The organism is Chryseobacterium sp. 2987, assembly GCF_031456375.1.
Classification (GTDB): domain Bacteria; phylum Bacteroidota; class Bacteroidia; order Flavobacteriales; family Weeksellaceae; genus Chryseobacterium; species Chryseobacterium vaccae.
Window position 1 is genome coordinate 1,083,403 of sequence record NZ_JAVDUN010000001.1, and the last position, 21,258, is coordinate 1,104,660.

Annotated in this window: 20 protein-coding genes and 1 tRNA gene; 15 read left to right on the forward strand and 6 right to left on the reverse strand. The window is 35.4% G+C overall.

Annotated features, from left to right (window positions below; genetic code table 11):
• The first annotated feature begins 213 nt into the window (after positions 1–213).
• Positions 214–285, forward strand: a tRNA-Arg gene (locus tag J2Y40_RS04960).
• Positions 286–437: 152 nt separating this feature from the next.
• Here the strand turns inward: J2Y40_RS04960 and J2Y40_RS04965 are convergent.
• Together J2Y40_RS04965 and J2Y40_RS04970 are read right to left on the reverse strand one after the other, a co-directional pair.
• A complete protein-coding gene (locus J2Y40_RS04965; RefSeq protein ID WP_153393234.1) occupies positions 438–674 on the reverse strand; it encodes a hypothetical protein in 237 nt (78 codons plus the stop codon).
• A gap of 25 nt (positions 675–699) precedes the next feature.
• Complete coding sequence (locus tag J2Y40_RS04970) at positions 700–849, reverse strand: hypothetical protein (protein WP_185151938.1); 150 nt, start codon at positions 847–849, stop codon at positions 700–702.
• Between the two features lie 209 nt (positions 850–1,058).
• Here J2Y40_RS04970 and J2Y40_RS04975 point away from each other — a divergent pair, with 209 nt between their 5' ends.
• The 9 genes from J2Y40_RS04975 (at position 1,059) to J2Y40_RS05015 (ending at position 13,256) form a co-directional block, all read left to right on the forward strand.
• Complete coding sequence (locus tag J2Y40_RS04975; protein WP_309997490.1) at positions 1,059–3,026, forward strand: hypothetical protein; 1,968 nt, start codon at positions 1,059–1,061, stop codon at positions 3,024–3,026.
• A gap of 65 nt (positions 3,027–3,091) precedes the next feature.
• The gene (locus J2Y40_RS04980) at positions 3,092–5,002 is read left to right on the forward strand and encodes a hypothetical protein (protein WP_309997492.1); all 1,911 of its coding nucleotides are present in this window, start codon (positions 3,092–3,094) and stop codon (positions 5,000–5,002) included.
• A gap of 641 nt (positions 5,003–5,643) precedes the next feature.
• Positions 5,644–6,753, forward strand: coding sequence for a hypothetical protein (locus tag J2Y40_RS04985; RefSeq protein ID WP_309997494.1), 1,110 nt, complete (start codon positions 5,644–5,646; stop codon positions 6,751–6,753).
• A complete protein-coding gene (locus J2Y40_RS04990) occupies positions 6,750–7,847 on the forward strand; it encodes a hypothetical protein (protein ID WP_309997497.1) in 1,098 nt (365 codons plus the stop codon). Before J2Y40_RS04985 ends, J2Y40_RS04990 begins: the two co-directional genes overlap by 4 nt.
• 3 nt (positions 7,848–7,850) lie before the next feature.
• Positions 7,851–9,161 carry a hypothetical protein gene (locus J2Y40_RS04995; protein ID WP_153393219.1) on the forward strand — a complete coding sequence of 437 codons (1,311 nt, stop codon included), beginning with the start codon at positions 7,851–7,853 and terminating at the stop codon, positions 9,159–9,161.
• A gap of 63 nt (positions 9,162–9,224) precedes the next feature.
• Complete coding sequence (locus J2Y40_RS05000; protein WP_153393216.1) at positions 9,225–10,475, forward strand: hypothetical protein; 1,251 nt, start codon at positions 9,225–9,227, stop codon at positions 10,473–10,475.
• 32 nt (positions 10,476–10,507) lie between these two features.
• Positions 10,508–10,816: a hypothetical protein gene (locus J2Y40_RS05005; RefSeq protein ID WP_153393213.1), complete on the forward strand. Its 309-nt coding sequence runs from the start codon at positions 10,508–10,510 to the stop codon at positions 10,814–10,816.
• Positions 10,817–10,854: 38 nt separating this feature from the next.
• Positions 10,855–12,321 carry a hypothetical protein gene (locus J2Y40_RS05010; RefSeq protein ID WP_309997500.1) on the forward strand — a complete coding sequence of 489 codons (1,467 nt, stop codon included), beginning with the start codon at positions 10,855–10,857 and terminating at the stop codon, positions 12,319–12,321.
• A gap of 182 nt (positions 12,322–12,503) precedes the next feature.
• Positions 12,504–13,256: a hypothetical protein gene (locus tag J2Y40_RS05015; protein WP_231128634.1), complete on the forward strand. Its 753-nt coding sequence runs from the start codon at positions 12,504–12,506 to the stop codon at positions 13,254–13,256.
• 63 nt (positions 13,257–13,319) lie between these two features.
• Here J2Y40_RS05015 and J2Y40_RS05020 read toward each other — a convergent pair whose 3' ends face one another.
• Both J2Y40_RS05020 and J2Y40_RS05025 read right to left on the reverse strand, forming a co-directional pair.
• Positions 13,320–14,135, reverse strand: coding sequence for an anti-sigma factor domain-containing protein (locus tag J2Y40_RS05020; RefSeq protein ID WP_153393208.1), 816 nt, complete (start codon positions 14,133–14,135; stop codon positions 13,320–13,322).
• A 1-nt stretch (position 14,136) separates the two neighbouring features.
• A complete protein-coding gene (locus J2Y40_RS05025; RefSeq protein ID WP_231128633.1) occupies positions 14,137–14,706 on the reverse strand; it encodes an RNA polymerase sigma factor in 570 nt (189 codons plus the stop codon).
• Between the two features lie 275 nt (positions 14,707–14,981).
• Between J2Y40_RS05025 and J2Y40_RS05030 the strand changes: the two genes are divergently transcribed.
• The 3 genes from J2Y40_RS05030 to J2Y40_RS05040 all read left to right on the forward strand — a co-directional run bounded on the left by J2Y40_RS05030 (position 14,982) and on the right by J2Y40_RS05040 (position 17,167).
• Entirely contained in the window at positions 14,982–15,551 is a 570-nt protein-coding gene (locus J2Y40_RS05030; protein ID WP_309997501.1) for a fasciclin domain-containing protein, read from the forward strand.
• A 76-nt stretch (positions 15,552–15,627) separates the two neighbouring features.
• Complete coding sequence (locus tag J2Y40_RS05035) at positions 15,628–16,341, forward strand: ferritin-like domain-containing protein (RefSeq protein ID WP_309997503.1); 714 nt, start codon at positions 15,628–15,630, stop codon at positions 16,339–16,341.
• A 25-nt stretch (positions 16,342–16,366) separates the two neighbouring features.
• Positions 16,367–17,167, forward strand: coding sequence for a ferritin-like domain-containing protein (locus tag J2Y40_RS05040; protein WP_309997505.1), 801 nt, complete (start codon positions 16,367–16,369; stop codon positions 17,165–17,167).
• A 148-nt stretch (positions 17,168–17,315) separates the two neighbouring features.
• On the opposite strand, the gene J2Y40_RS05045 is transcribed toward J2Y40_RS05040, so the two are convergent.
• Complete coding sequence (locus J2Y40_RS05045) at positions 17,316–17,675, reverse strand: prevent-host-death protein (protein ID WP_153393198.1); 360 nt, start codon at positions 17,673–17,675, stop codon at positions 17,316–17,318.
• Between the two features lie 470 nt (positions 17,676–18,145).
• On the opposite strand from J2Y40_RS05045, the gene J2Y40_RS05050 reads away from it, so the two are divergent.
• The gene (locus J2Y40_RS05050) at positions 18,146–19,363 is read left to right on the forward strand and encodes a hypothetical protein (protein ID WP_309997508.1); all 1,218 of its coding nucleotides are present in this window, start codon (positions 18,146–18,148) and stop codon (positions 19,361–19,363) included.
• A 10-nt stretch (positions 19,364–19,373) separates the two neighbouring features.
• Positions 19,374–20,285: a hypothetical protein gene (locus tag J2Y40_RS05055; RefSeq protein ID WP_309997510.1), complete on the forward strand. Its 912-nt coding sequence runs from the start codon at positions 19,374–19,376 to the stop codon at positions 20,283–20,285.
• Between the two features lie 355 nt (positions 20,286–20,640).
• On the opposite strand, the gene J2Y40_RS05060 is transcribed toward J2Y40_RS05055, so the two are convergent.
• Positions 20,641–21,054, reverse strand: coding sequence for a VOC family protein (locus J2Y40_RS05060; RefSeq protein ID WP_309997512.1), 414 nt, complete (start codon positions 21,052–21,054; stop codon positions 20,641–20,643).
• Positions 21,055–21,258 lie beyond the last annotated feature (204 nt).

Sequence of the window (21,258 nt, forward strand, 5' to 3'; positions counted from 1 at the left end):
GATACATCAGTTTGTAAAATATTGATATGTAAATGTTTGTAGCAGTTTGTTTTTGTATTGAAACAGTTGTAAAGAACTTTCACTTTACGGTAATAAAAAGGATTTTAGAATTAAGCTTCTATAATTAGGGGAAATTGTAAAAAAATCATTATTTTCGCACTCGAAATCATAAGCAGCAGGCTGTTTTCAGTCTTTAATACTGCTCATGAATCTGGCTGCATAGTTTAATGGATAGAACTTCGGATTTCGGCTCCGACAGTGAGGGTTCGAATCCTTCTGCGGTCACTTTTAGCCCCTGTTTAGGGGCTTTTTTTATTTACGACCCCGGATATCCCAAGAACTTATAGCTATTTGCTGTTTTAAGCTATCTTCTGAATTATATTTACTAAAGAATAGCCTTTTTTGTTCCCTTTTAAAAACATACAACAATTGGTGTTTTATTCATCAGAAGTAGGAATTCTCTCTGAAAATTGAGGATAGTCAGGATTTTGAATATCGAAATGTACATCGGATGGCTCGCTACTTTTTGTATATCTCCAACACCAGAATTCTACTCCAGAATTGATTAAGTAATCAATCCATAATAGAAGCTTTTCTTCGTTCTCACTCCATTTAACAAAGTAATAACCGCTTTCCGTTGGTCTTTCATTTGTAAGTTCTACATGGTCAAACATAAGTTTATAGTTTTTTTTGTTATTCTTAGATCATGTAAATTACTATTGCACAAATATCTCCGGCCGTTGCAGAGAATTTTATATCATGAATATCAATATCATTGGTTGATAAAAAGAAATTGATTTTTTCCTCCAGTTTTGTAATGTCGCTGTCTACGAAAATTTTTACTCTCATGGTTTAAATTTTAATTGTTTCAATATGCAATATATAGAAAATCGCCGGATTTTATTTTTTAATAATTTGTTGTTCTTTATTTTGGACGGATGATTTCAATCTTGAATTTTTGAATATTTTTGCTTTAAGATAAAAGTATCATAAAAGCTTTCTGCAAAGAATTAGAACTAATAATTAATTAGCCATCAAAAAATTAAGCAACAGGCAAAATGAAAGAGAATCATCAAACAAATAAACCATTGGAAACAGACGAAGAAATTAAAAAAATAGAAGACATTCTAGGTATAAAACCTGGGCAAGACCATGAAAAATCAGATTATTTAACAACATTAAAGCTCAACGATGTAACAATTGATGATTTCTCCAAATTTTTGCCCTATCTCAGTAAGGTAGGAAGAGTAGATCTCACCAACTGTATCATTCCCAGTTTTTCCGACTTATTGAAGCTGGATCATTGCAGTTATTTTTATCTTGATAATGTAACATTCAAAAATAATGGTAGCAATATCATAAGGGACTTTCCGCATGATGTTCGCTTTTCCAATATGAGCTTTGATGCCTGTTGTCTGAATGGTATGCAGGCATCGGGATCAACAAAGATATTCAGGCATCTCTTTATTAAAAACTGTCATATTGATAATATTCAGGAGCTGAGCAATATCGGAGGACTGTATTCCTTAGAATTAGACAAAATAACCTTCACCTGTCATTCAAAAAAAATAAAAGAGAAATCTATCAGCATGATCGATGTTTCCAACTCGCAGTTTGATGATATTTCTTTTATACCCTTTAAAAAATCGGTAAGAAATATTGATTTTAAAAACTGCAGGATAGGAAGTTTTGAAGGAATTTCGGGATTTGAGAAGCTTGGAGAAATGGAGATAGACAGCGATACCATCGTTGAAGATACAGAGGGACAGGAAAATCCTTTTAATAAAGAAATGATCTGCAGTTTCGTGAAGGGGGAAAAACCATTCAGCTTAAGAAATGTACTGTCTCTAAGAAATTATATCAATGAATTACATTTTACCGGTTTTAAAGAAAAAACGATTGATGATCTGGGGAAATTTGAAAAGTTAACCAGCCTGTCATTGGGCAAATCCATATTGTATGTGGACGCTTTTTTACCTATTGCCAGACAAATCAGGAAAATAGAACTCAGAGACTCTGTCATCAAAAAACATACTTATTTCAAACACTTTTCTAATCTGACAGGTTTTGAATTAGCATGTTTTGAAAAAGAAAATGCAGATGTCCGGAGCTTTTTAAAACTGCTTCCTCTGAAAAAGCAGCTGAAAGAACTGGTGTTTTATGAAAGAGATGAATTACGGAATAGGCTGAAAACCTACCCGGTCGGACAGTTTACAGCCCTGGAATCTTTAAAAATCGGTTTTGAAGTTTCAGCGCAGACCGTTGAATCCATTCTGACTTTAAAAAAGCTCAAAAGGCTGTATGTAAGTATTAAAAAGACAAAACAGACTTTCGATATAGGAAGGTTAAAAAAGCTTGAGTTTTTAACTCTTATCTTAGCGGATATCTCAACAAAAGTACGTTTCACCGGATTTGAGCATCTGAAACGCTTACAGTCACTGGGGATCATCAGTGACAGAAAATTTGATCTTAAGACACTTCCAAAGATGAAATCTTTAAAAAGATTGAGCGCTTCTGGCTATGATTGCCATATTAAAGGGATGAATCGATTTCCTAATTTGGAATTTCTGAAACTTCACGGAGCAATGAAACTGGAGCTGAAAACCTTGAAAAAGCTGAAAGTTTTGGACCTTCAAAATAGTGAAATTAAAGATTTTTCTTCGTTCGAAATACAACCTTCCCTTGAAAAATTAGATTTGTCAGGTCTTCAGGGAAAAATTAATTTAGAAAGGATATCGAAATTTCCTAATCTGAAATGGCTCACCCTCTTAGAAAGTTATGAGGTAGATGATATTTCAGGCTTAGAACCTTTAAAGAAATTAGAACGTCTTGATTTATACAGAACAAAAGTGACAGATATACGCGTGCTGAATACTTTGCCGGATTTAAAGGAAGTCAATATAGCAGTGAGCAATTATGGAGAATTAAATTTAGAATCGCAGCTGGACCGTCCGGAAATAGCTATTTACAGTGGATTACCATTGCGTAATTTATCAATTTGGAAAAAGGATAAATTCGGGATTTAAAATCTTCTAAGATATTCATCACAGACTAATTAAGAATAAAACAAAACCATCAACTCAATATACCATTGGAAACAGACGAAGAAATAAAAAAAATAGAAGAGATTTTGGACATCACCTCTCAGGAGGGTGGCAAGAAGCCTGCCCCTATCAGAAGATTAGAGCTCAAAGATGTAACAATTGATGATTTTTCCAAATTTTTGCCCTATCTCAGTAGGCTGACCACTTTATATCTCACCAACTGTATTATTCCCAGTTTTTCTGATTTATTGAAATTGGAGCATTGTCATTATTTCTATCTGGATCATGTGACGTTCAGAAATTATGACAGCACAGTAATAAGGGATTTCCCGGGTGAGATCCGTTTTTCCAATATGAGTTTTGATGCCAGCTGTCTTAGAGGTCTCCATACATCGGTGGACAAAGTGGTTAAGGAGCTTACAATCATAAATTGTCATATTGATAATATTCAGGAGCTGAGCAATATCGAAGACCTGTACTCACTAAGTCTCCATAAGATAACCTTTACTTACAAACCAAAAAAAATAAAGCAGGGATCTATCAGAAGTATCCATATTTCCGATTCACGGTTTGACGATGTTTCCTTTATACCCTTTGATCAATCGGTATCTGATATTAGTTTCAATAATTGCTGGATAGGGAGCATTGCCGGACTTTTGGGGTTTAAGAAGCTTGAGGAAATCGGTATAGATACCGATACCACCGTTGAAGACACAGAAGAGCATGAAAATCCTTTTAATAAAAAAATAAGCTGTCATTTCGCGACAGGGGAAAAACCATTCAGTTTAAAAAACGTATTATCCCTTAAAAACTATATTAATCAATTACATTTTACCGGTTTTAAAGAAAAAACAATTGATAATCTTGGGAAATTTGAAAAGGTAGACCGTCTGCTATTTGATGAGTCCAGGTTTTATGCAGATGCTTTTTTACCCATTGCCAGGCAGATCAGGAGAGTTGAAATGAGCAACTCTGTCATCAAAAAACATACTTATTTCAAACATTTTCCCAATCTGACGAGCTTTGAATTCAGATGTCATGAAGACAATCATATACAATCCCGGAATTTTTCAAGACTGCTTCCGCTAAAGGATCAGCTGAAAGAGCTGGATTTTTATGAATCCCTTGAAAGTCCGGCAGCCTATCCGGTCGGACAATTTACAGCCCTGGAAACTTTAAAAATGGGTGCTGAAGTTTCAGTAGAAACCGCAGAGTCTGTCCTGACCTTAAAAAAGCTGAAAAAATTAGAGCTCAATGTTGAAAAAACGAAGCAGACTTTCGATATAGGAAGCTTAAAAAAGCTGGAGTTTTTAATTTTTAATTCAAGAGTTGGTTTCACCGGATTTGAACATTTGAAACGCTTAAAATCTTTGGAAATAGTGAATGAAAGTAAATTTGATATTACCACATTTCCCAAAATGAAATCTTTAAAAAGGTTGAATTTTTATGGGCATAATGGTAAAATTAAAGGGTTGAACCTGTTTCCTAATTTAGAATTCCTTCAGATTCATGCAGCGGGGAGACTGGAGCTGAAAACCATGAAAAAGCTGAAAGTTCTGGACCTGCAAAGTAGTAAGATGAAAGATTTTTCTTCGTTTGAAATCTTACCCGCCCTTGAAAAATTAGATTTATCAAATCTTCAGGATAAAATGAATTTAAGAGGGGTATCGAAATTTCCCAATCTAAAATGGCTCACCCTCTTAGAAAGTTATGAGATAGATGATATTTCAGGCCTAGAACCGCTAAAAAAGCTCGAGCGTCTTGATTTATACAGAACAAAAGTGACAGATGTGCGGGTACTGAACACTCTGCCCAATTTAAAGGAAGTTAATATAACAGTGGAGAATTATGGAGAATTAAATTTAGAATCGCAGCTGGACCGTCCGGAAATAGCCATTTACAGTGGATTACCATTGCGTAATTTATGGATTTGGGAAAAGGATGAATTCGGGATTTAAAAAGGCAATGATGTACAGATGTTTATAATGATCAGATAATAGAGCTCCAAAATATTCAGGTTATATTAAGTGTTATAACTGATGATCAATGTATAAATTTCCATAAGAAAATGATGTTATTTAAGTTTTTTAAGTGCTCCGTAAGAGTACTCTGTTCATAGAATTTGATAGATGATCTAAGGTGAGCTCCGTAGGAGCGACCTGATAATTATATTGATTAATATGCTGTTCTTAAAATAAAGCGGAATTATTCATCAACTTTGCGTTATTTTTTTTATTAGAAACAATTCAGATCTATTGAGTTATGACAATGTAAACCGTATGTAATCAAATATATATAAATTATGGTGAGATTTAAACAGGCTCTTACAATATATTCCGGCCCAATTATTTTCCAATACCGGTTTTTTGCTTTTATGAACGGTCTTCCCAACGAATATCTTTTATATCATAACGAATATGCATTTGAACAAAAGTTTATTTCCAGGCTTAATTTTAATTGATATATTGTGCTCCCGTTTTACATAAGTTTAAAAATAAATAAAAAGTAAAACAATAATTAAAAAAAATAATATCAATCCTGTATTAAAGAGGGTGTTTTTTTAAGATATCTTAAGTTGAGGATTAGCCAAATAAAAACCATGAAAACCAAATTGTACTTATGCCTGTTAATGGCAGTAGTAAGTTCTATTACAGTATCTGCACAGACAATGTCTCTGGCAGATCAATTCATAAGCTATTTCAATAATTATCAGAAAAAAGAATTAGCGATGATGACAACGTCCGATTTTAAATTCAAAAATGAATCTTCGGATGAGATTTTAAACAGATATGACTTTTTTACCTTTTATTTTGATGATTCTGAAACGTTGCTTTCCAAATATAAGATTATTAAAAAAACGACACAAAAGGATAAAACCTATTATGTGGTAGAAGAACAGTCACAGTTTTTTAAATTGCTCGACGTTAAATTTCCGAAATGGAATATGACCATCACCACAGTAGAAGGAGAAGTAGATGAAGTTGCGCTTACACCAACAGAGGGCTATGATGCTTATATGACGGAACTGAAATCCAAGACAGAAAAGTTTGACGCCTGGATGACTGAGCATTATCCAAAGGTGGATTTGGAAGAATTAACAGATCCGTTCCTCATTCTGGAATATTTGAATAAATACGTTCAATCCAAAGGAATTTCTTTATCCGGTTTGCAGAAATATGATGAGTCTACCGGTATACCAGAACTGTTAACAGATAAAGATTCAAAGTTTGACAACATGGCCTGCGTGCATCAAAATAAATTGACGGAAGCCGAAAGAACCTCTTTTTATCCTTTCAATAAAGCTAAAAAAGTACTCTTAATCTCCTTTACGGATAAAGATAAAGAATTGAATTATTATGCTGAAACTCCCAGAATAACCGATTTGGCAATCGCTCAATCGACTAAACAGCTTAATAAAGTCGATATTAACAGATTAACTGATATATTTTATAATTACGGGTATAAAAAATTGGAAATGACGGTTCGTCAGAAATACGATTGTCCTGAATTTAAAAATGCAATAGTTTTTCTAGATGAGAATGACAAACCTTTTGAATACATAGCACTGTCTTTTGATTGCGGTCAGATTGAGTTCAGTTCCCGAAAAATGAATTATGGCCAGGAATGCAATACCAAAAGAGAATTTCTGGAAGTGTTTTTTGTTTCCAAAGGAGTTGATATCTTTCCACAAACCCTTAAAAAACCATGAAAACCAAATTATATCTATGCCTGTTAATGGCAGCAATAAGTTCTATCACAGTATCTGCACAGAAAATGAGCACGGCAGATCAATTTCTAAGCTATTTCAACAACTATCAGAAAAAAGAATTAGCCGGTATGCTCACCCCTGATTTTAAATTCAAAAGAAAATTTTCAACAGTAATTACAGATAGAAAAGAATTTTTAAACAAATATTTAGAAGATTCCGAAACGTTAATTGCGAAGTTTAAAGTGATTAAAAAACCGGACGGAAAAAATCAAAACTATTATGTAGTAGAAGACCAGTCACAATATCTGAAACTGCTTGATGTAAAATTTCCTAAATGGAATATGACCATCACCACAGTGGCAGGAAAGGTAAGCCAGGTGATGTTGGCTCCTACAAATGATCATGATAATTACGTTACGGAATTGACTTCAAAGACAGAAAAATTTAATTCCTGGATGAATGATAATCACCCGGAAGTTGATTTGGAAAAACCAACAGACCTGTCTCTGTCTCTGGAATATTTAAACGAATATATTGAGTCTAAAGGCATCCTTTTATCTGATCTGCAGCAATATGATGAATCCACCGGAGCAGTTGTAACCATATCAGATAGCAATTCATTATTTGACAACATGACCTGTATGCATCGTAATAAATTGACGGAAGCTAAAAGGGCGTCTTTTTATCCCTTTAATAAAGCTAAAAAAGTACTGTTAATTGCTTTTAATGATAAAGACTGGAAACTGGATTATTATGCTAAGTCTCCTAAAATAATCGACATTTCAAAAGCAATATCGTCTAAACAGCTTAACAAAGTCGATCTTAATACATTAACTGATTTATTCTATAATTATGGGTATAAGAAAATGGAGCTGGTAAAAACCATCAGTCAGGAATTTGATTGTTCTGAATTAAAAAATGCAATCGTATTTCTTGATGAAAAAGGTAACCCTTTTGAATATATAGCATTCGCTTTTGATTGCGATAAAATTGAGTTCAGTTCCCAAAAAATCAGTTATGGTGATGAATGCACTACAAAAAGAGAATTGCTAGAGCAGTTTTTTATTTCTAACGGAATGGAAACCGGTGAATAAACTATGAAAAAATATATTATTCTTGCTACATTTCTGGCCGGATTGCCGGTATTGGCACAACAAAAAACCACTTCTAAGGCTAAAACTATTTCCCCGCGGATCAATATAGGAGCGCCAAACCCCAGAATTCTGGATAAGGCGATTAAAGAATATCCTATTTATTTTAAAGGATTCTCGGTGGTAATACAGGATGAGGCAACTGATGAACTGGGCAATCATATGCTGGTCGGACGAATCAAAGCATTGGAAAAAGACGAAAAGAAAAGAGATCCGCTCATCAATAAAGCAATAGATTTTTCAGTCGGATTTTATGATGATCGTGATATTATCATTTCAACTGATCAAAATTATAAAATTTTAAAGGTTAGGCCCACCTATCGGGCACAGACAATCAGCTATAATACAAAGCTTAAAAAATTTATCATTGGGGGCAATGAGTACGGTTACGGGAATTCAAAGGAGAGTTATGTCAGGAGATGGCAGCCTATGATTACAGTGGTGAATCTGGAACAGCACGGTGCTGCTTATGCTATTAAAAATGATTATTCCTGTTACCTGAAAGATTTGATTATTGAAGGAGATAAAATTCATGTTTTAGCTGCTTCTGAAGAAATCAGATATAATGAGAAGCTTGAAATCATTACTGTTGATCTGAATAAATTTCATGCTGATAAAGAAGCTTATTTACCTGAAATCTTAGATCCGATTTCCCATATCATCTCTGTAAATAATGATGTTGGTGGAATGGATATATCAGAAATTTCAAAGGTGGGCTCAGACTATTATTTTTCTACTTCTAATCTGGACCAGACTAATATGAAATACAAAACATATGTTTTCAAGTTTGATGGCAGAACCCTCCAAGATCAGACAGAGTTTAAATACTTTAATGATCATATATATTCCGATCCGGATTTGGTAAAGCTTAGCGGATTCTATATTGGCTCTTCAAACGACCCCATTTTTTTAACCCAGAGAATTGGGTTTAACGAAATGAATCTGACGAAAACAAATACCGATTTTTATATTAAAAAGAATATTAAAATTAAGTTATCTGATTATATCGAATGGGCAGAAATAGTAGTATTTACCAATGGTAACATCGTAGTGCTTTCACAAAACGAAAACAAAGTTTGGGAATATTCTGTTTATAATTCAGATTTGGTATTCACTAAAAAAATTAATTCCGGTCTCTCAGGAAATTATTATCCGGGAAAATTAAAAATAGCGGATGAACATACGGTGGAATGCCTTTTTTATGATACAAAAGGATTGAAGAATAATGCTGTGATACAACATGTTGCCGTAAACTAGCTTCAACGTAGTCCGAAAAGTTATTCTAGACTGGAATTTATTTAATATTAAAAAATAATTACAATGTCATCACTCTACGAAGTTGGTGTTATAAAACGCCAGGAATCAAAAATTCAAATCAGTGTTCAGGTTATTCATCCTGACAGCAATTACATTAATGCTTCGCCGGGATTTGCATTAATGCTGCTTTATCGTAACGTTAATAACGATTCTCCTATAAAAAAAGAAGTTGATTTTGATGATACCCTTGATGAATCATGGATGAGGGAAAATGCACGGGCTTTTATCCAATCGGTGGATCTGAAAATGGGGAAACCCAACAAAAGAGGGTGGAAGAATGGAGTTCTGGATATCACGGTAACACATCCTGCATGGCTGGAGCACCTGAAAGATATGAAGTATTGGGATTCAGCAGCATTTGATCCGGCACGGGAATACGATGCCTGCGAACCCAGATTTCCCATTAAGGACGAAACCCCTGTTGCTCCTTCAGACCTGACTTCAAAAGAAGGTTTTATGCCCATTTGGAAGTATATGATACCGGATTACCTGCTCAAAACCCCGAAAGATATTTTGTGGTTTCCTACATTGGGAGAGAAATATTATAAGGATTCCAATACGATGATTACCGATTTGTCTGACGAAAATCTGCAAAAGTGGGAGGGAACCCTTGTGAGAACAACAAAGTCATTTGGTATTTTACACAAACGTGAAACAGATTGGGGGATCATAAAGTGCGGCAGTGGTAGCATGGGATCTTCCTATATTGATGGCGAAATGACTCAAATGGTTTTGAACCCCAAGAAAAAGAATGGCTATGCAAGCTCTCCTGAATCTATTTTGAGATGGGGCAGACCTGTAGTGTATGAAACAGCAATCAATGGCGATACTATTTCTTTCAAACTGATGATCATGAGTGAAGATGATGACCGCATATTCCTGGAAACAAAAATGAGTGTGCTGAAGTTTATGCTAAAACGATTGGAATCCTTTTCCGGTAAGGAGTACCAGATAGAGGGACCTTTGTTTGAGAAACTAAACGCCATTATAAAAGAAAAAGACATTAGAGATACCCACACACTCTATCTCAGACACAGGGAGATCGCGGAACAGTTCATTGTGAGCTCAAAAATAGAAAAAATAAGGGATGTACCTTATCCGGACTTTTATCAATTGAGCAATGAAGAAATTATAGATCTCTATTCTTTTGAAAAATGGCCGGCTTATGAAATAACGGTTAAAGTAACAGATGCAAAGTGGCTGGAGCAATATCCTTTAGAGCCATTTTCTTACATTTTTAGTGAATATGATTAACAATAACCAAAACCTAATAAAGAAAAATAAACATGGAAAAAGCAGAAAAATTATCAGGCGACCAGCTTAAAGAAGTAAAAGAAATTCTTGCCAATACTGCAGTTGGAGAATTAGTGGAAGGTGAAGACTTTGCTGATTTAGCCTATACAAAAGTGGAATTCGGATATATTTATCTGAGAGAAGGTCATTATGAATCATTATTTAAAATGATAACAGACAGGAAGACCGTCTTTTTTGCAGCACAGCGTGGAAGCCTTATGCGTTTACAGGATGCCTTTACAGAAGCACAGTTCGAGGGAACTGTTGAGCAGATGAAGGCATTTCATGGCGACTGGCTATAAAAATTAAAGAATAAATGTTTTAAACTAATAATAAAATTATGAAAAACAATCATTTAAACTCAGAAGAAGCACAGAATACGTTGGCAGAAATTTCTGAAAAACTGCAGCCTTTGTTGGTGGGGGGAAGGGAGTATTTTACAGAAATTACAAAAACAAAGTATGGAAGTACGGGAGGAACGGTGAAATTTCGCGAAAATGGTATTGTATACAATAGTAACAGTTCCAATGAAATCGAAGAACATTTGGATAAAATAGAAGAAACAAGACTGCATTCACTGATTGATTTCTTTCCTGCTCATTCCAAAGTGAGATTCACGTTCAAAAAAGGAGAATCTATTGTGGCAGAAGAGTATACTGTTACCATGTATCTGGAAGATATTAAATACAGCATTGAAAACGAATCTTACCGGGATGAAAAAACCATCAAAAGTGAAATGCTGGCCCGTTTTTGCCAGGAAGCAGATGAATTGGGAATGTTTATCGACTCCACTGTGTATTATGATGATTCAACGATGCGTTCTTTTGATTTTATGAGGAACAGTAAAGATTTAGAATCCATTTATCACCTTGTTGGAGGAATGGAAGCCTTTTATTTCAAGTATGAAAACGGAAAAATAGAAGCACAGTCGGTTCCTGCATTCGAAGAACATGGATTAAGCCTGCTTGCCATTGATCATATTGAAGTAGAACCGGAATACAAAAAACGGCAGGATGCCTTTAAGCAAGGTGTACAGTTGCGTCAAGATTTTTTCCGTTCACTGGGAACTTTGGACGACCGTATTATTTATCTGCGTGTTGGTGGTTTCAGGGATTATTCATGGCCTGAAGACAGCACGGTACATAATTCCTGTAAAATGCGTGTCATTCACACTCCGGAAACAACTATATTGATAACAGACGGTTTATCGGATATTTATACTTCGTCACGTGATGATGCAAATCTGCAATATAACGGTATCGGAGCTGAATTTTATATGGAATTCTACGGAGACATTCCTTTTGAAGTGATGCATAAGCATTTTGCTATGGCCTTGATCAACAGTACTTCTCAGGTAGCCTTAGGTCATGGGGATATCAAGAACCTGATGCTTGCCCACCAATATTTTACCGTTGAGTTTACGGAAGATAACATTGAATTGTGGGTAAACCGTGAGAATAATGAAAACCATAACCTCAGAAGCTTTTTAACGCCCGGAAAATTCTTAAAAGATGGCAGTCTGGGAATAATGCTGGGAATGGAGTCTAAATTGGTTCCGCAAAAAGTGCAGCTTAACCTGGAAGAAGTTTTAATGATTTCTATCAAACCTTTTGATGCTAAGTGGCTGAAAAGAACAAAACTCAGAAGTAAAGATAACGACATCGTCAATGCCGCAAAAGGAGAGATTATTCAGGGATGGAAAGATAGTGGAGAAATGAATCTGGTTCCGCTGACTTACCAGCCGGAATATATTCAGACCGCACCGGAAGCCCAGGGAATGATTCTTGCCCCTTTGTTTCCTTTTTAACAACAATTAATTATTCAGGCCCATTCTTATTCTTTGGAATGGGCTTTATCATGGATACAGCCTTTCTATTATACTATTAGGTACCTTTTTTATTGTAAGAAAAATCCGGAAATTCCCAAAGTATTAATTCCTATCATGTTATTTTCCTTTGGCTGATATTGCTTTAAAATGTATTTTTAAATATGGAAAAACGATTAGCCACAATTTTATTTTCCTTAAGTATACTCAGTTTATCTGGCCAGAACAAAGATAATCCCAAAGAAAATAAATCCGAATTCAAAAAGAATAAAACAACCACTCCTATGATTTCAACAAAGAATTTAAGCTTATTACCAGATAAAACAAAGTTACAGGCAGTCTGTAAAGCTATTTCTGTTTTGGATGCCATTCTTTCCCCGGAATGGGAATACCGTTATTATTCTTATAACAGACAATGGTCAGCAGATGAAGAGTTCTGCGAAATGCGGGATGGTTCCGGAGATCAGATGCTCATTTTATTCAGAAAAGATGGCTGTGTAATTAATGGTTTCGCTCATGAATATAAACAATCCAATAAGCAACAACTTACAAAGGACCTGCCACCTATTTTTAATGAATTTATCTTTGGCGAACCCGTTAAAACAATTGGAACAACATTTTGTTTGTGGACTACAGAACAGAAAAACTGGAGAACCGGAAAGATTGAAAATGCTGAAGATCATTCCGGGGAAATGCTGAAAATTTTCGATGGAAACCCGCAAACCTATATAGATTGGGCAACAGAATACTTTGAAGAAAGTTATAAAAAAAGCGGAATTCCACTGGAAACGGTAGCCAAAATCTATAAAGGAGAAACTCTAACAAAACAAATGGTACTGAGCATTGTTGATCAGGTTGAAGATTGGGAACAGCTTAAGACCGACCTGAATGAAATTGGGTACCCTTATCAATTTTGATTCAACAGAAGATATGCAATGTTTCCAGCATAATTTTGTCAATTATCGCTGAGGTTCTCATTTTTATATTCCTCCCATAACATACATGTTTTCCATAGTAGGAACAAGGCTTCCCCCTTCTTTTTCAAGAGTGATGGCAAAGGCCTGTGCTTTTGAAATAGTAGCTAATACCACTTTAGTATCTTTATCTTCAGAATACATTCCTGCACTTACAGGCTTTCCGCCTTCAATAGCCCAAAGCTGGTACTGCATACCTTCAGGAGCTTTTGGAAGACTTTCAGCATTAAGATAAACCTCTTTTGTTTTTTTATCCCAGAATACCATAGCTTTCGCATCCTGATGTTTCTCTACACCTTTTAGCATGACGGTCTGCATATCAGGATTAGAAAACATAGTTATTTTCTGATTCATTTTCTGCATAGTGAAATCCAGAGATTGCTTCTCAGTTTTCATTTTTGCAATTTCTTTCTGTGTTTCAGATTGTTTGCTTACCCAAAAAAGATTTCCCGCGATACTTGCTAAAAATAAAACCGAAGCAGCAATACCTATAGCTTTCCAGTTATTATTTCTTTTACTATTTTGCTCTTCTTCCCATGGTTTAATATCAGGAGCCGGCACTGGAATAGACGTTTCAGATTTCTCCTGAAGAGTTTGTTCCTGCTGGATTTTGTTCCAGATTTTAGATTTCAAATCATCTGGAGGCAGTACGGCCTGGGCAGTAGCAAGATTTTCCAACGTTTTTTGTGCCTCTTCAAAAGCTGTTTTCACTTCAGCATTATTCTTCATCACACATTCCAGAATCCCTGCTTCCTCGGGAGAAGCATGTCCTAGAATATAAGATTCTATAATTCCGGATGATATGTATTCTTTAGTGTTCAATTTATTGATAATCTTTTAACAAGTCCTTTAATTTCATAAGTGCATTCCGCATTTTCGTTTTTACGGTTCCCAGGGGTATTTTCAGTTTCTCGGATATTTCGTTTTGGGTATATCCCTGATAATAGGCCAGATCTATAATTTCTTGCTTATCAGACTCAAGCCCTTCCAATACATTATTAAATCCAATATAATCAGAGGTATTGTTGGTCGTTGAAAGTTCTGCAGAATTATATACGAAATCGGGAAGCGGTTGGTTTTTAAGCTCATTTTGGAAGCCTTTGGATTTTAAATAATCTATCGCCGTATTCCGGGCAATATTGATCATCCAGGTGTAAAACCTTCCTTTTGAAGCATCATATTGATGAATAGAGTTCCAGATTTTAACAAAAACATCCTGAATGATTTCTTCCGTATATTCCTTAGACTGAACAATACGAAGAATAACCCCATACAGCGCACCAGAATAGTGGTCATAGAGATAATGAAAACCATTTTCGTTTTTTTCTTTTAGTAAAACGATAAGTTCCTCTTCTGAGCAGATTGTTTTAATAGCTTTTATTTTTCTATCCAAATGTAGTGAAATAAAACATATCCTAAATGAAATCCATAGGATCTTTTATTTCGTAAATGATTTCTTGGATATATTTTAAATGATGCCCCGGAATTAAACAGACAAAGATTTTGAATGAACCCTATTGGCTTTTTGATTTTATTTATTGTAAAATTAATTGATTGATTTTCAATTGATTGAAATTAATTGCCGTTTTTTTAAATCTAAAACAGATCTCAACTCGTAAGTGAAATTAAGAACACAAATTACCCATAATTAATTAAAAAATTCATACAATGAACACACGATCAAAAATGACAGTTTTAGCAATGGTAGTTTTATCATTTGCGTTCAGTGGGAAGGTAACTGCACAAACGATGAAAGAAAAAACAGTAATGGTAGGAGGGGCTCCCATGTATCCCTCTAAGAATATTATTGAAAACGCCGTAAATTCTAAAGATCATAAAACTTTGGTAGCTGCCGTAAAAGCGGCGGGATTGGTAAATACATTAGAAGGAAAAGGTCCTTTTACTGTACTGGCTCCTACTGATGCCGCTTTTGCAAAACTTCCGAAAGGGACAGTAGAGAATCTTGTAAAACCTGAAAATAAAGCGATGCTTGCAAGCATACTAACGTACCACGTTTTACCCGGAAAATACAGTGCTAAAGAAATATGGAGCACCGTAAAAGCAGGAAATGGGAAAAGCATGATGAAAACAGTACAGGGAGAAGACCTTACATTTTGGACGAAAGGAAAGGATCTTTATATAAAAGATGCTAAAGGAAACAGTGCCAAAGTTACCATTGCTGATGTAAACCAGTCTAACGGGGTTATTCATGTGATAGATACGGTTCTGATGCCGTAGAAATTTAAGATTAAGCAGCATGTTTTCAATGTGCTGTTTTTCTTTTACTTAATCAAACACCTAAAAAATTAATAGTATGAAAAAAATGATTCATGTTTCTAATCAGGGAGCTACCCTTGATACAAGCCGAAGAAACTTTTTAAAATTGAGTGGAATAGGACTGGCCATTGCCGGGCTTACCATAATAGGCTGTGATGATGATAATGATTTTTATCCAATGGATAATAACCAGATTTTTGATCTTGGATCAGGAGATGTTGGAATTTTAAATTATGCCTATGCTCTTGAACAGCTGGAAGCCGATTTTTATACGAAAGTAGTCAATAATTTTTATTCCGGAATTTCCAGTATAGAGAAAGAGGTTTTTACGGATCTTTATCATCATGAAGTGATTCACCGGGACTTTTTCAAAGCAGCTATTAGCAGTGCAGCCTCAAACGTTCTTCCAAAGCTTGAATTCCAATATCCCAATGTAAATTTTAATGACAGAAACTCTGTACTGGCCACTGCAAAAGCATTGGAAGACACCGGAGTAGCAGCGTACAACGGTGCCGGAAAATACATAACCAATCCAGCTTATCTTGTTATTGCCGGAAAAATAGTTTCAGTAGAAGCGAGACATGCATCTGCCATCAGAAACCTGATCAATCCCGGATCTGCAGATTTCTCAGGTGACGATGTAGTAGATGCCAATGGTCTTGATCTTGCCAAAGAGCCGAAAGATATTGTAATGGCAGCAGGAGGTTTTATTAAAACCCGGTTTACGTGGAAAGAAAGAGGTATTAATTAATCATTCATCTTTAAAAATTTACATTATGAACATTCTCAGACTATTAGATAAGCTTTCCTATGATCAGTTTTTCACTAAGGAAGCCTCCAGATTAGAAACAATGACGAATACATCACTATTCGGGAAAAAAGCAGCTGTAGCGGCAGTTTCTCTTGGATCGGGAGCTTTAATGGCTGCACCGACAAACAAAGAAATCACAGGTACCGCTCTGAAAAATACCTTGACAGATGCTTTACAGTTAGCACTTGTTTTGGAATATCTTGAAAATGAATACTATGCTATAGGATTATCAACGCCTGGATTGATACCCAATTCAGACCGGACTGTTTTTATGCAGATTTCAAAACATGAAGCAGCGCATGTTGGTTTTTTGAAAACTACACTCACTTCCCTTGGAGTCCCTCCGGGTAATAAGCCTACTTTTGATTTTACGGCTAATGGAAGCTTTTCTCCATTTACAGATTATAATCAATTTCTCATTTTGGCCCAGGCTTTTGAAGATACAGGAGTGAGGGCTTATAAAGGGCAGGCCGGAAATGTTATGTCAAACAAAGTTGTACTTCAGGCGGCATTACAGATTCATTCCGTTGAAGCAAGGCATGCCTCTCAGGTGAGAAGAATGAGGGCTAATAAAGGTTGGATAGAGCTTGCCGATGGCGGAAATATGCCTTCAGCAACCAATCCTGTTTATGCCGGCGAAGACCTCATTAATCAGGCAGGTTATAACACAGGAACTTTATTTGGAGCAGCAGCGGGTTCTGCCGCTTATGATGAAATTTTGAGCAGCAGCGATGCGCAGACTATTGCAGGCTTGTTTATAGTGTGATTTTATGAAGTCTGTTGTACCTTATGAAACAAAAAGAAAACCCTTGCTTCAAAAGCTGTATGCTCTTTAAGAAAATAAGCTCCCCACTATCCGGTGGGGAGCTGTATATTTGATATAACTCTTTAGTTTAAATAAATTAAGCGCGGGCTTAATTAAGTTCATAATTGGCAATCACCAGACCCAGAATAAAATGAACATAGTCCTGTTCAGCATCTTTTCTGTTGATCAGCTTGTTTTTATACTCGTAGGAAGACAGCCTTTTTGCCAGCCTCTCGTAAACTTCAAATTCATTTCCTTTAATTTTTACCCTCATATTACCGTCTCTTCGGGTAACGAGCTGATCGTCTAAAGTTCTTACTTTAAACAATGCTTCACATAATGTCAGACGGGACTTCATTGATCCGATATATCTTTCAACTATATTTACCTTGAACGAATCAAATAGGATGTTGTGAAAAACAATTTTAGAGTTGGGCTCCTGAGTATTGAGCTCAAGTTTATAGTTCATGAATTTAAATTTTTTATAAAATAGATTTAATTATATCAAACAGCATTTATTTTGTATGCTTTTATCATTAGGTTCCAGTAATAAGGATGATAACTCATTCAGTTATTGGAAATAGAAAAGGAAGGATTACTCATTCATTCTCAGCTGCTGGTTAAATCCTTAACATAATATCATTTCAATGATAAGGACAAAAACAGTTAACAAATATAACACTTAAAACTTTAATTTAATAATATTTATGTTCACACTATCGGGAAAATTCGCTGAATTTTATAATTTATATAATACAGGAAAATGAAAGTAAGCTGTTTTAATAAATGAAAGGTTTTGTATGATGTTGATTTTTAATCATATGGTGTGATTTGTGCGGCCCTTTATATCAAATCAATATCATATTAACTTGGCTGGATTAAATATTTTTTAGAATTTTGCGCGTTCTTAAAAAAAGACTTAAAAAGATTCTACTATCCATGAAAATAAAAACTATTCTTTTTAAAACCCAACTGATAGCTTCTCTTTCGGCAGCAGTATGGGGATTCGGCCAGACCGCTCATCAGAATAATGATAAAGATTTTACGCTTAACCTGAACTTTTTCCCGGTTGATAATAATTTTGCCAAAAGCGGGGTAGAAGTAAAGGACGGATACATCATCGCAGGGCAGAATTTTGTGAATGAGGGTGATAAACAGTTCAATTCTGCCATCATTAAAGTGTCTAAAGATGGGAAAGTGCTCAAAAAAACATTCCTGGGCGATAATAAAAACTATGATGATGAGTCTTTTAATAAAACTGTTTTTAGCATCACGAACAATAAGCTAGTTCAGATAGGATCCAAAAAAATGGATAAACGATCCCGTCTCTGGCTAAGGGAAATAGATGATAATCTCAATGTCTTACAGGAAAAAGTGGTAGAAACTGTACCTGCAGATGTATCGTTTGATCCTTTGGTTTTTAATGTAAAAGACGGATTTTATTGTGTAACCAATTCTGCATTTTCCCGTGACAGAGAACTCAATGTTACCTTTATCTCCAATGATCTGCAGAAAATTGAAAACAATGTGATCAGTTTTATAGAACCTCCGTTTGATTTTTATAATACAGGATACTATTCTGCTGCACTGGATCAGAATAAGCTTTATGTTCTGATGGGCGCTGTTGATGAAAGAGGCTCTTATGCATACAAAAGCTATCTTCTTGAATATGATCTGGTTTCCAAAAAAGTAACCCGCCATAAAAAGATCACCGGTGAAGAATTTCAAGGTAAAAAAATACTGATTCATAAAAATCAGATTTATGTTGTCGGAATGACCGATACGAAGGAACAATTTCCGAATAAACAGACCAGAAGAAATACTTCAGTCCGAGTTTATAATATGAACTTTGATAAAGTCCGTGAGTTTAATTATAACCCGAGCAGTAATCAGGGGAAATTTACGGAGCATATGCACGATGCAGCGATTGTTGCAGATAAGCTGTATATAACAGGAGAAATGTATAATTTTGGCGGTAGCTTTTCCAATGAATCTGTTTATCTCGTCTTTGATCTTCAGGGAAAGCTTCTGGACGAAAGATTTCTGAAATATGGTACTCCTTACAGCGAAAACAGACTGATCAAAATTTCAACACTAAAAAATGACGGGCTGATGCTTCTTGGAAAGGGAGACGGATGGAGAATTCTTATCAAATAATAAACAGATCATGAGATATTTAATTATTATTCTACTGCTTCTTTCCGGCGGCAGCCTGTATTCACAAAAGGCTAAAGGAAATGCAATAGCAGATAAAGATTTTCTGAAATACCTTCTTTCTGCCAATGAACAGAACAGTATTGCTGTAGATTCTACCTATCAGTCTTTAAGGCTGGATGCCAACAAAGACGGGATTATTTCAGCTTCAGAAGCCGAAAAAGTAATGCAGCTGAACATTGAAAAGACTCCTATGGTAACTTTGAAGGGAATTGAACTTTTCAAAAACCTTAAGATCTTATTGATCAAGGCAGAAACCTTAAAAGACCTGAATGGGGTAGAAACCCTTAAGAAGCTTAAGCATATAGACTGTTCTTTCAATAAATCACTGAAAGAATTATCCTTTAAAAATCTTCCGAAACTGGAAACCATCGACTGCACCTGGTCTGCCCTTACCAAACTGGAACTTGCAGAACTGCCCAGCCTGAAAAGACTCAGATGCGGAACCAACCAATTGGGAAAACTGGACCTTTCCCAACTGACTTCTCTTACGGAGCTGGTTTGTGAAAGCAACAGTCTTACAGAACTTTCAGTAAACCATCTTAAAGACCTGAAATCTTTGCGCTGTGAAAATAATCTCTTAAGGAATCTTGAGGTGAGTAACCTCAAAGAACTGGAATACTTTAACTGTTCCTACAATGAAATTTCCACATTGAATTTTGAAAACTTCAAAAAGCTGACCGATATCAACTGTGCCTACAACAGAATTAAAAAACTGAACATTAAGACCAACGGAAAACCGCTTACTCGCCTTACTATTGAGGGAAACCGCTATATCAATGCATTTTGCTATAACGATTTTGATATTGAGCTCATTAAAACAAGCAACATCGAAAAGATCAGTCTCACGAATTCCTGTAATTGATCAGTCAGGTATCATTAAAATTAAAGAATAACAAAGAAGCCGTCTCATCTTGGGACGGTTTCTTTTATGTTTTTATACCTCGCAGATCCAGCAAATTGAGCAGATTTTTTGTTGGAAAACGCAATAGGCAAAGGAATTTGAACCATTATAACGCTTTTAAGGCGCAAGAAAACCAAAGGTTTTCAGTTATTTCTACCACAGAATAAGAAAACACTTTCCTTTGCTGAGTGTTAACGCCCTTGCGCCCTAAAAACAGCATGGATCTAAAAAATATTAGCGTCCTTAGCGTTAAACCAACAATATATTTAAAAAAAATATGTAAAATCGGTGTGATCTGTGGGAGATCAATGAAGCTTTATCCTTTTTTGGAAGAAAACTTTTCTATGGCTTCCTCTGTGACAGGAGTAAAGAAATTAACCAGATTGCCATCCGGATCCCTGAATAGTAAAGACTGATTACCCCAAGGCATTATTGTGGGTTCCTGTACAAGATAAGGAGTAAGGAAAGTTCTTAACTGCTCAAATTTCTTTTCAACCTCGCTTACCAGAAATTCTATGATAACAGAACGGTTTTCTGCCGGTTGGGCAATACTTTCGCCGCCAAAAAACTGTAACGTTTTAGTGCTTCCAATGGCAATGGTTGCTGTAGGAGTCTGAAGTTCTGCAAAATCAGGAGTATATTGTATCGCCTTGATACCTGTTACCTGCTCATAAAAAGGAATTAATTTTTCAATTTCGGACGTAATAATACGGATGGATACTGCATTCATTTTTTGAAGTTTTTAAATTACTTCACAAAAATAGAGTAGAGTTGTGACAAGAGTGTGTCAGGAGACTTGCTGGATAAAAAAGGTTTTATAAAAAAATCCTGACTGTATTTAGACTGCACCCAAAAGTTTAGACAAAATTAAACAATATTATTATATGAAAGAGTTCGGTACTGTACCGGACTCTTTCCTTTTAGATTAAGTCTT

Coding starts and splice junctions, on each gene's coding strand:
- J2Y40_RS04990 (WP_309997497.1), top strand. CDS start 6,750: ATGAAAACCAAATTATATCTATGCCTGTTAATGGCAGCAATAAGTTCT.
- J2Y40_RS05000 (WP_153393216.1), top strand. CDS start 9,225: ATGTCATCACTCTACGAAGTTGGTGTTATAAAACGCCAGGAATCAAAA.
- J2Y40_RS04995 (WP_153393219.1), top strand. CDS start 7,851: ATGAAAAAATATATTATTCTTGCTACATTTCTGGCCGGATTGCCGGTA.
- J2Y40_RS05035 (WP_309997503.1), top strand. CDS start 15,628: ATGAAAAAAATGATTCATGTTTCTAATCAGGGAGCTACCCTTGATACA.
- J2Y40_RS05005 (WP_153393213.1), top strand. CDS start 10,508: ATGGAAAAAGCAGAAAAATTATCAGGCGACCAGCTTAAAGAAGTAAAA.
- J2Y40_RS05040 (WP_309997505.1), top strand. CDS start 16,367: ATGAACATTCTCAGACTATTAGATAAGCTTTCCTATGATCAGTTTTTC.
- J2Y40_RS05050 (WP_309997508.1), top strand. CDS start 18,146: ATGAAAATAAAAACTATTCTTTTTAAAACCCAACTGATAGCTTCTCTT.
- J2Y40_RS05010 (WP_309997500.1), top strand. CDS start 10,855: ATGAAAAACAATCATTTAAACTCAGAAGAAGCACAGAATACGTTGGCA.
- J2Y40_RS04965 (WP_153393234.1), bottom strand. CDS start 674: ATGTTTGACCATGTAGAACTTACAAATGAAAGACCAACGGAAAGCGGT.
- J2Y40_RS04985 (WP_309997494.1), top strand. CDS start 5,644: ATGAAAACCAAATTGTACTTATGCCTGTTAATGGCAGTAGTAAGTTCT.
- J2Y40_RS05030 (WP_309997501.1), top strand. CDS start 14,982: ATGAACACACGATCAAAAATGACAGTTTTAGCAATGGTAGTTTTATCA.
- J2Y40_RS05060 (WP_309997512.1), bottom strand. CDS start 21,054: ATGAATGCAGTATCCATCCGTATTATTACGTCCGAAATTGAAAAATTA.
- J2Y40_RS05055 (WP_309997510.1), top strand. CDS start 19,374: ATGAGATATTTAATTATTATTCTACTGCTTCTTTCCGGCGGCAGCCTG.
- J2Y40_RS04970 (WP_185151938.1), bottom strand. CDS start 849: ATGAGAGTAAAAATTTTCGTAGACAGCGACATTACAAAACTGGAGGAA.
- J2Y40_RS04975 (WP_309997490.1), top strand. CDS start 1,059: ATGAAAGAGAATCATCAAACAAATAAACCATTGGAAACAGACGAAGAA.
- J2Y40_RS05015 (WP_231128634.1), top strand. CDS start 12,504: ATGGAAAAACGATTAGCCACAATTTTATTTTCCTTAAGTATACTCAGT.
- J2Y40_RS05045 (WP_153393198.1), bottom strand. CDS start 17,675: ATGAACTATAAACTTGAGCTCAATACTCAGGAGCCCAACTCTAAAATT.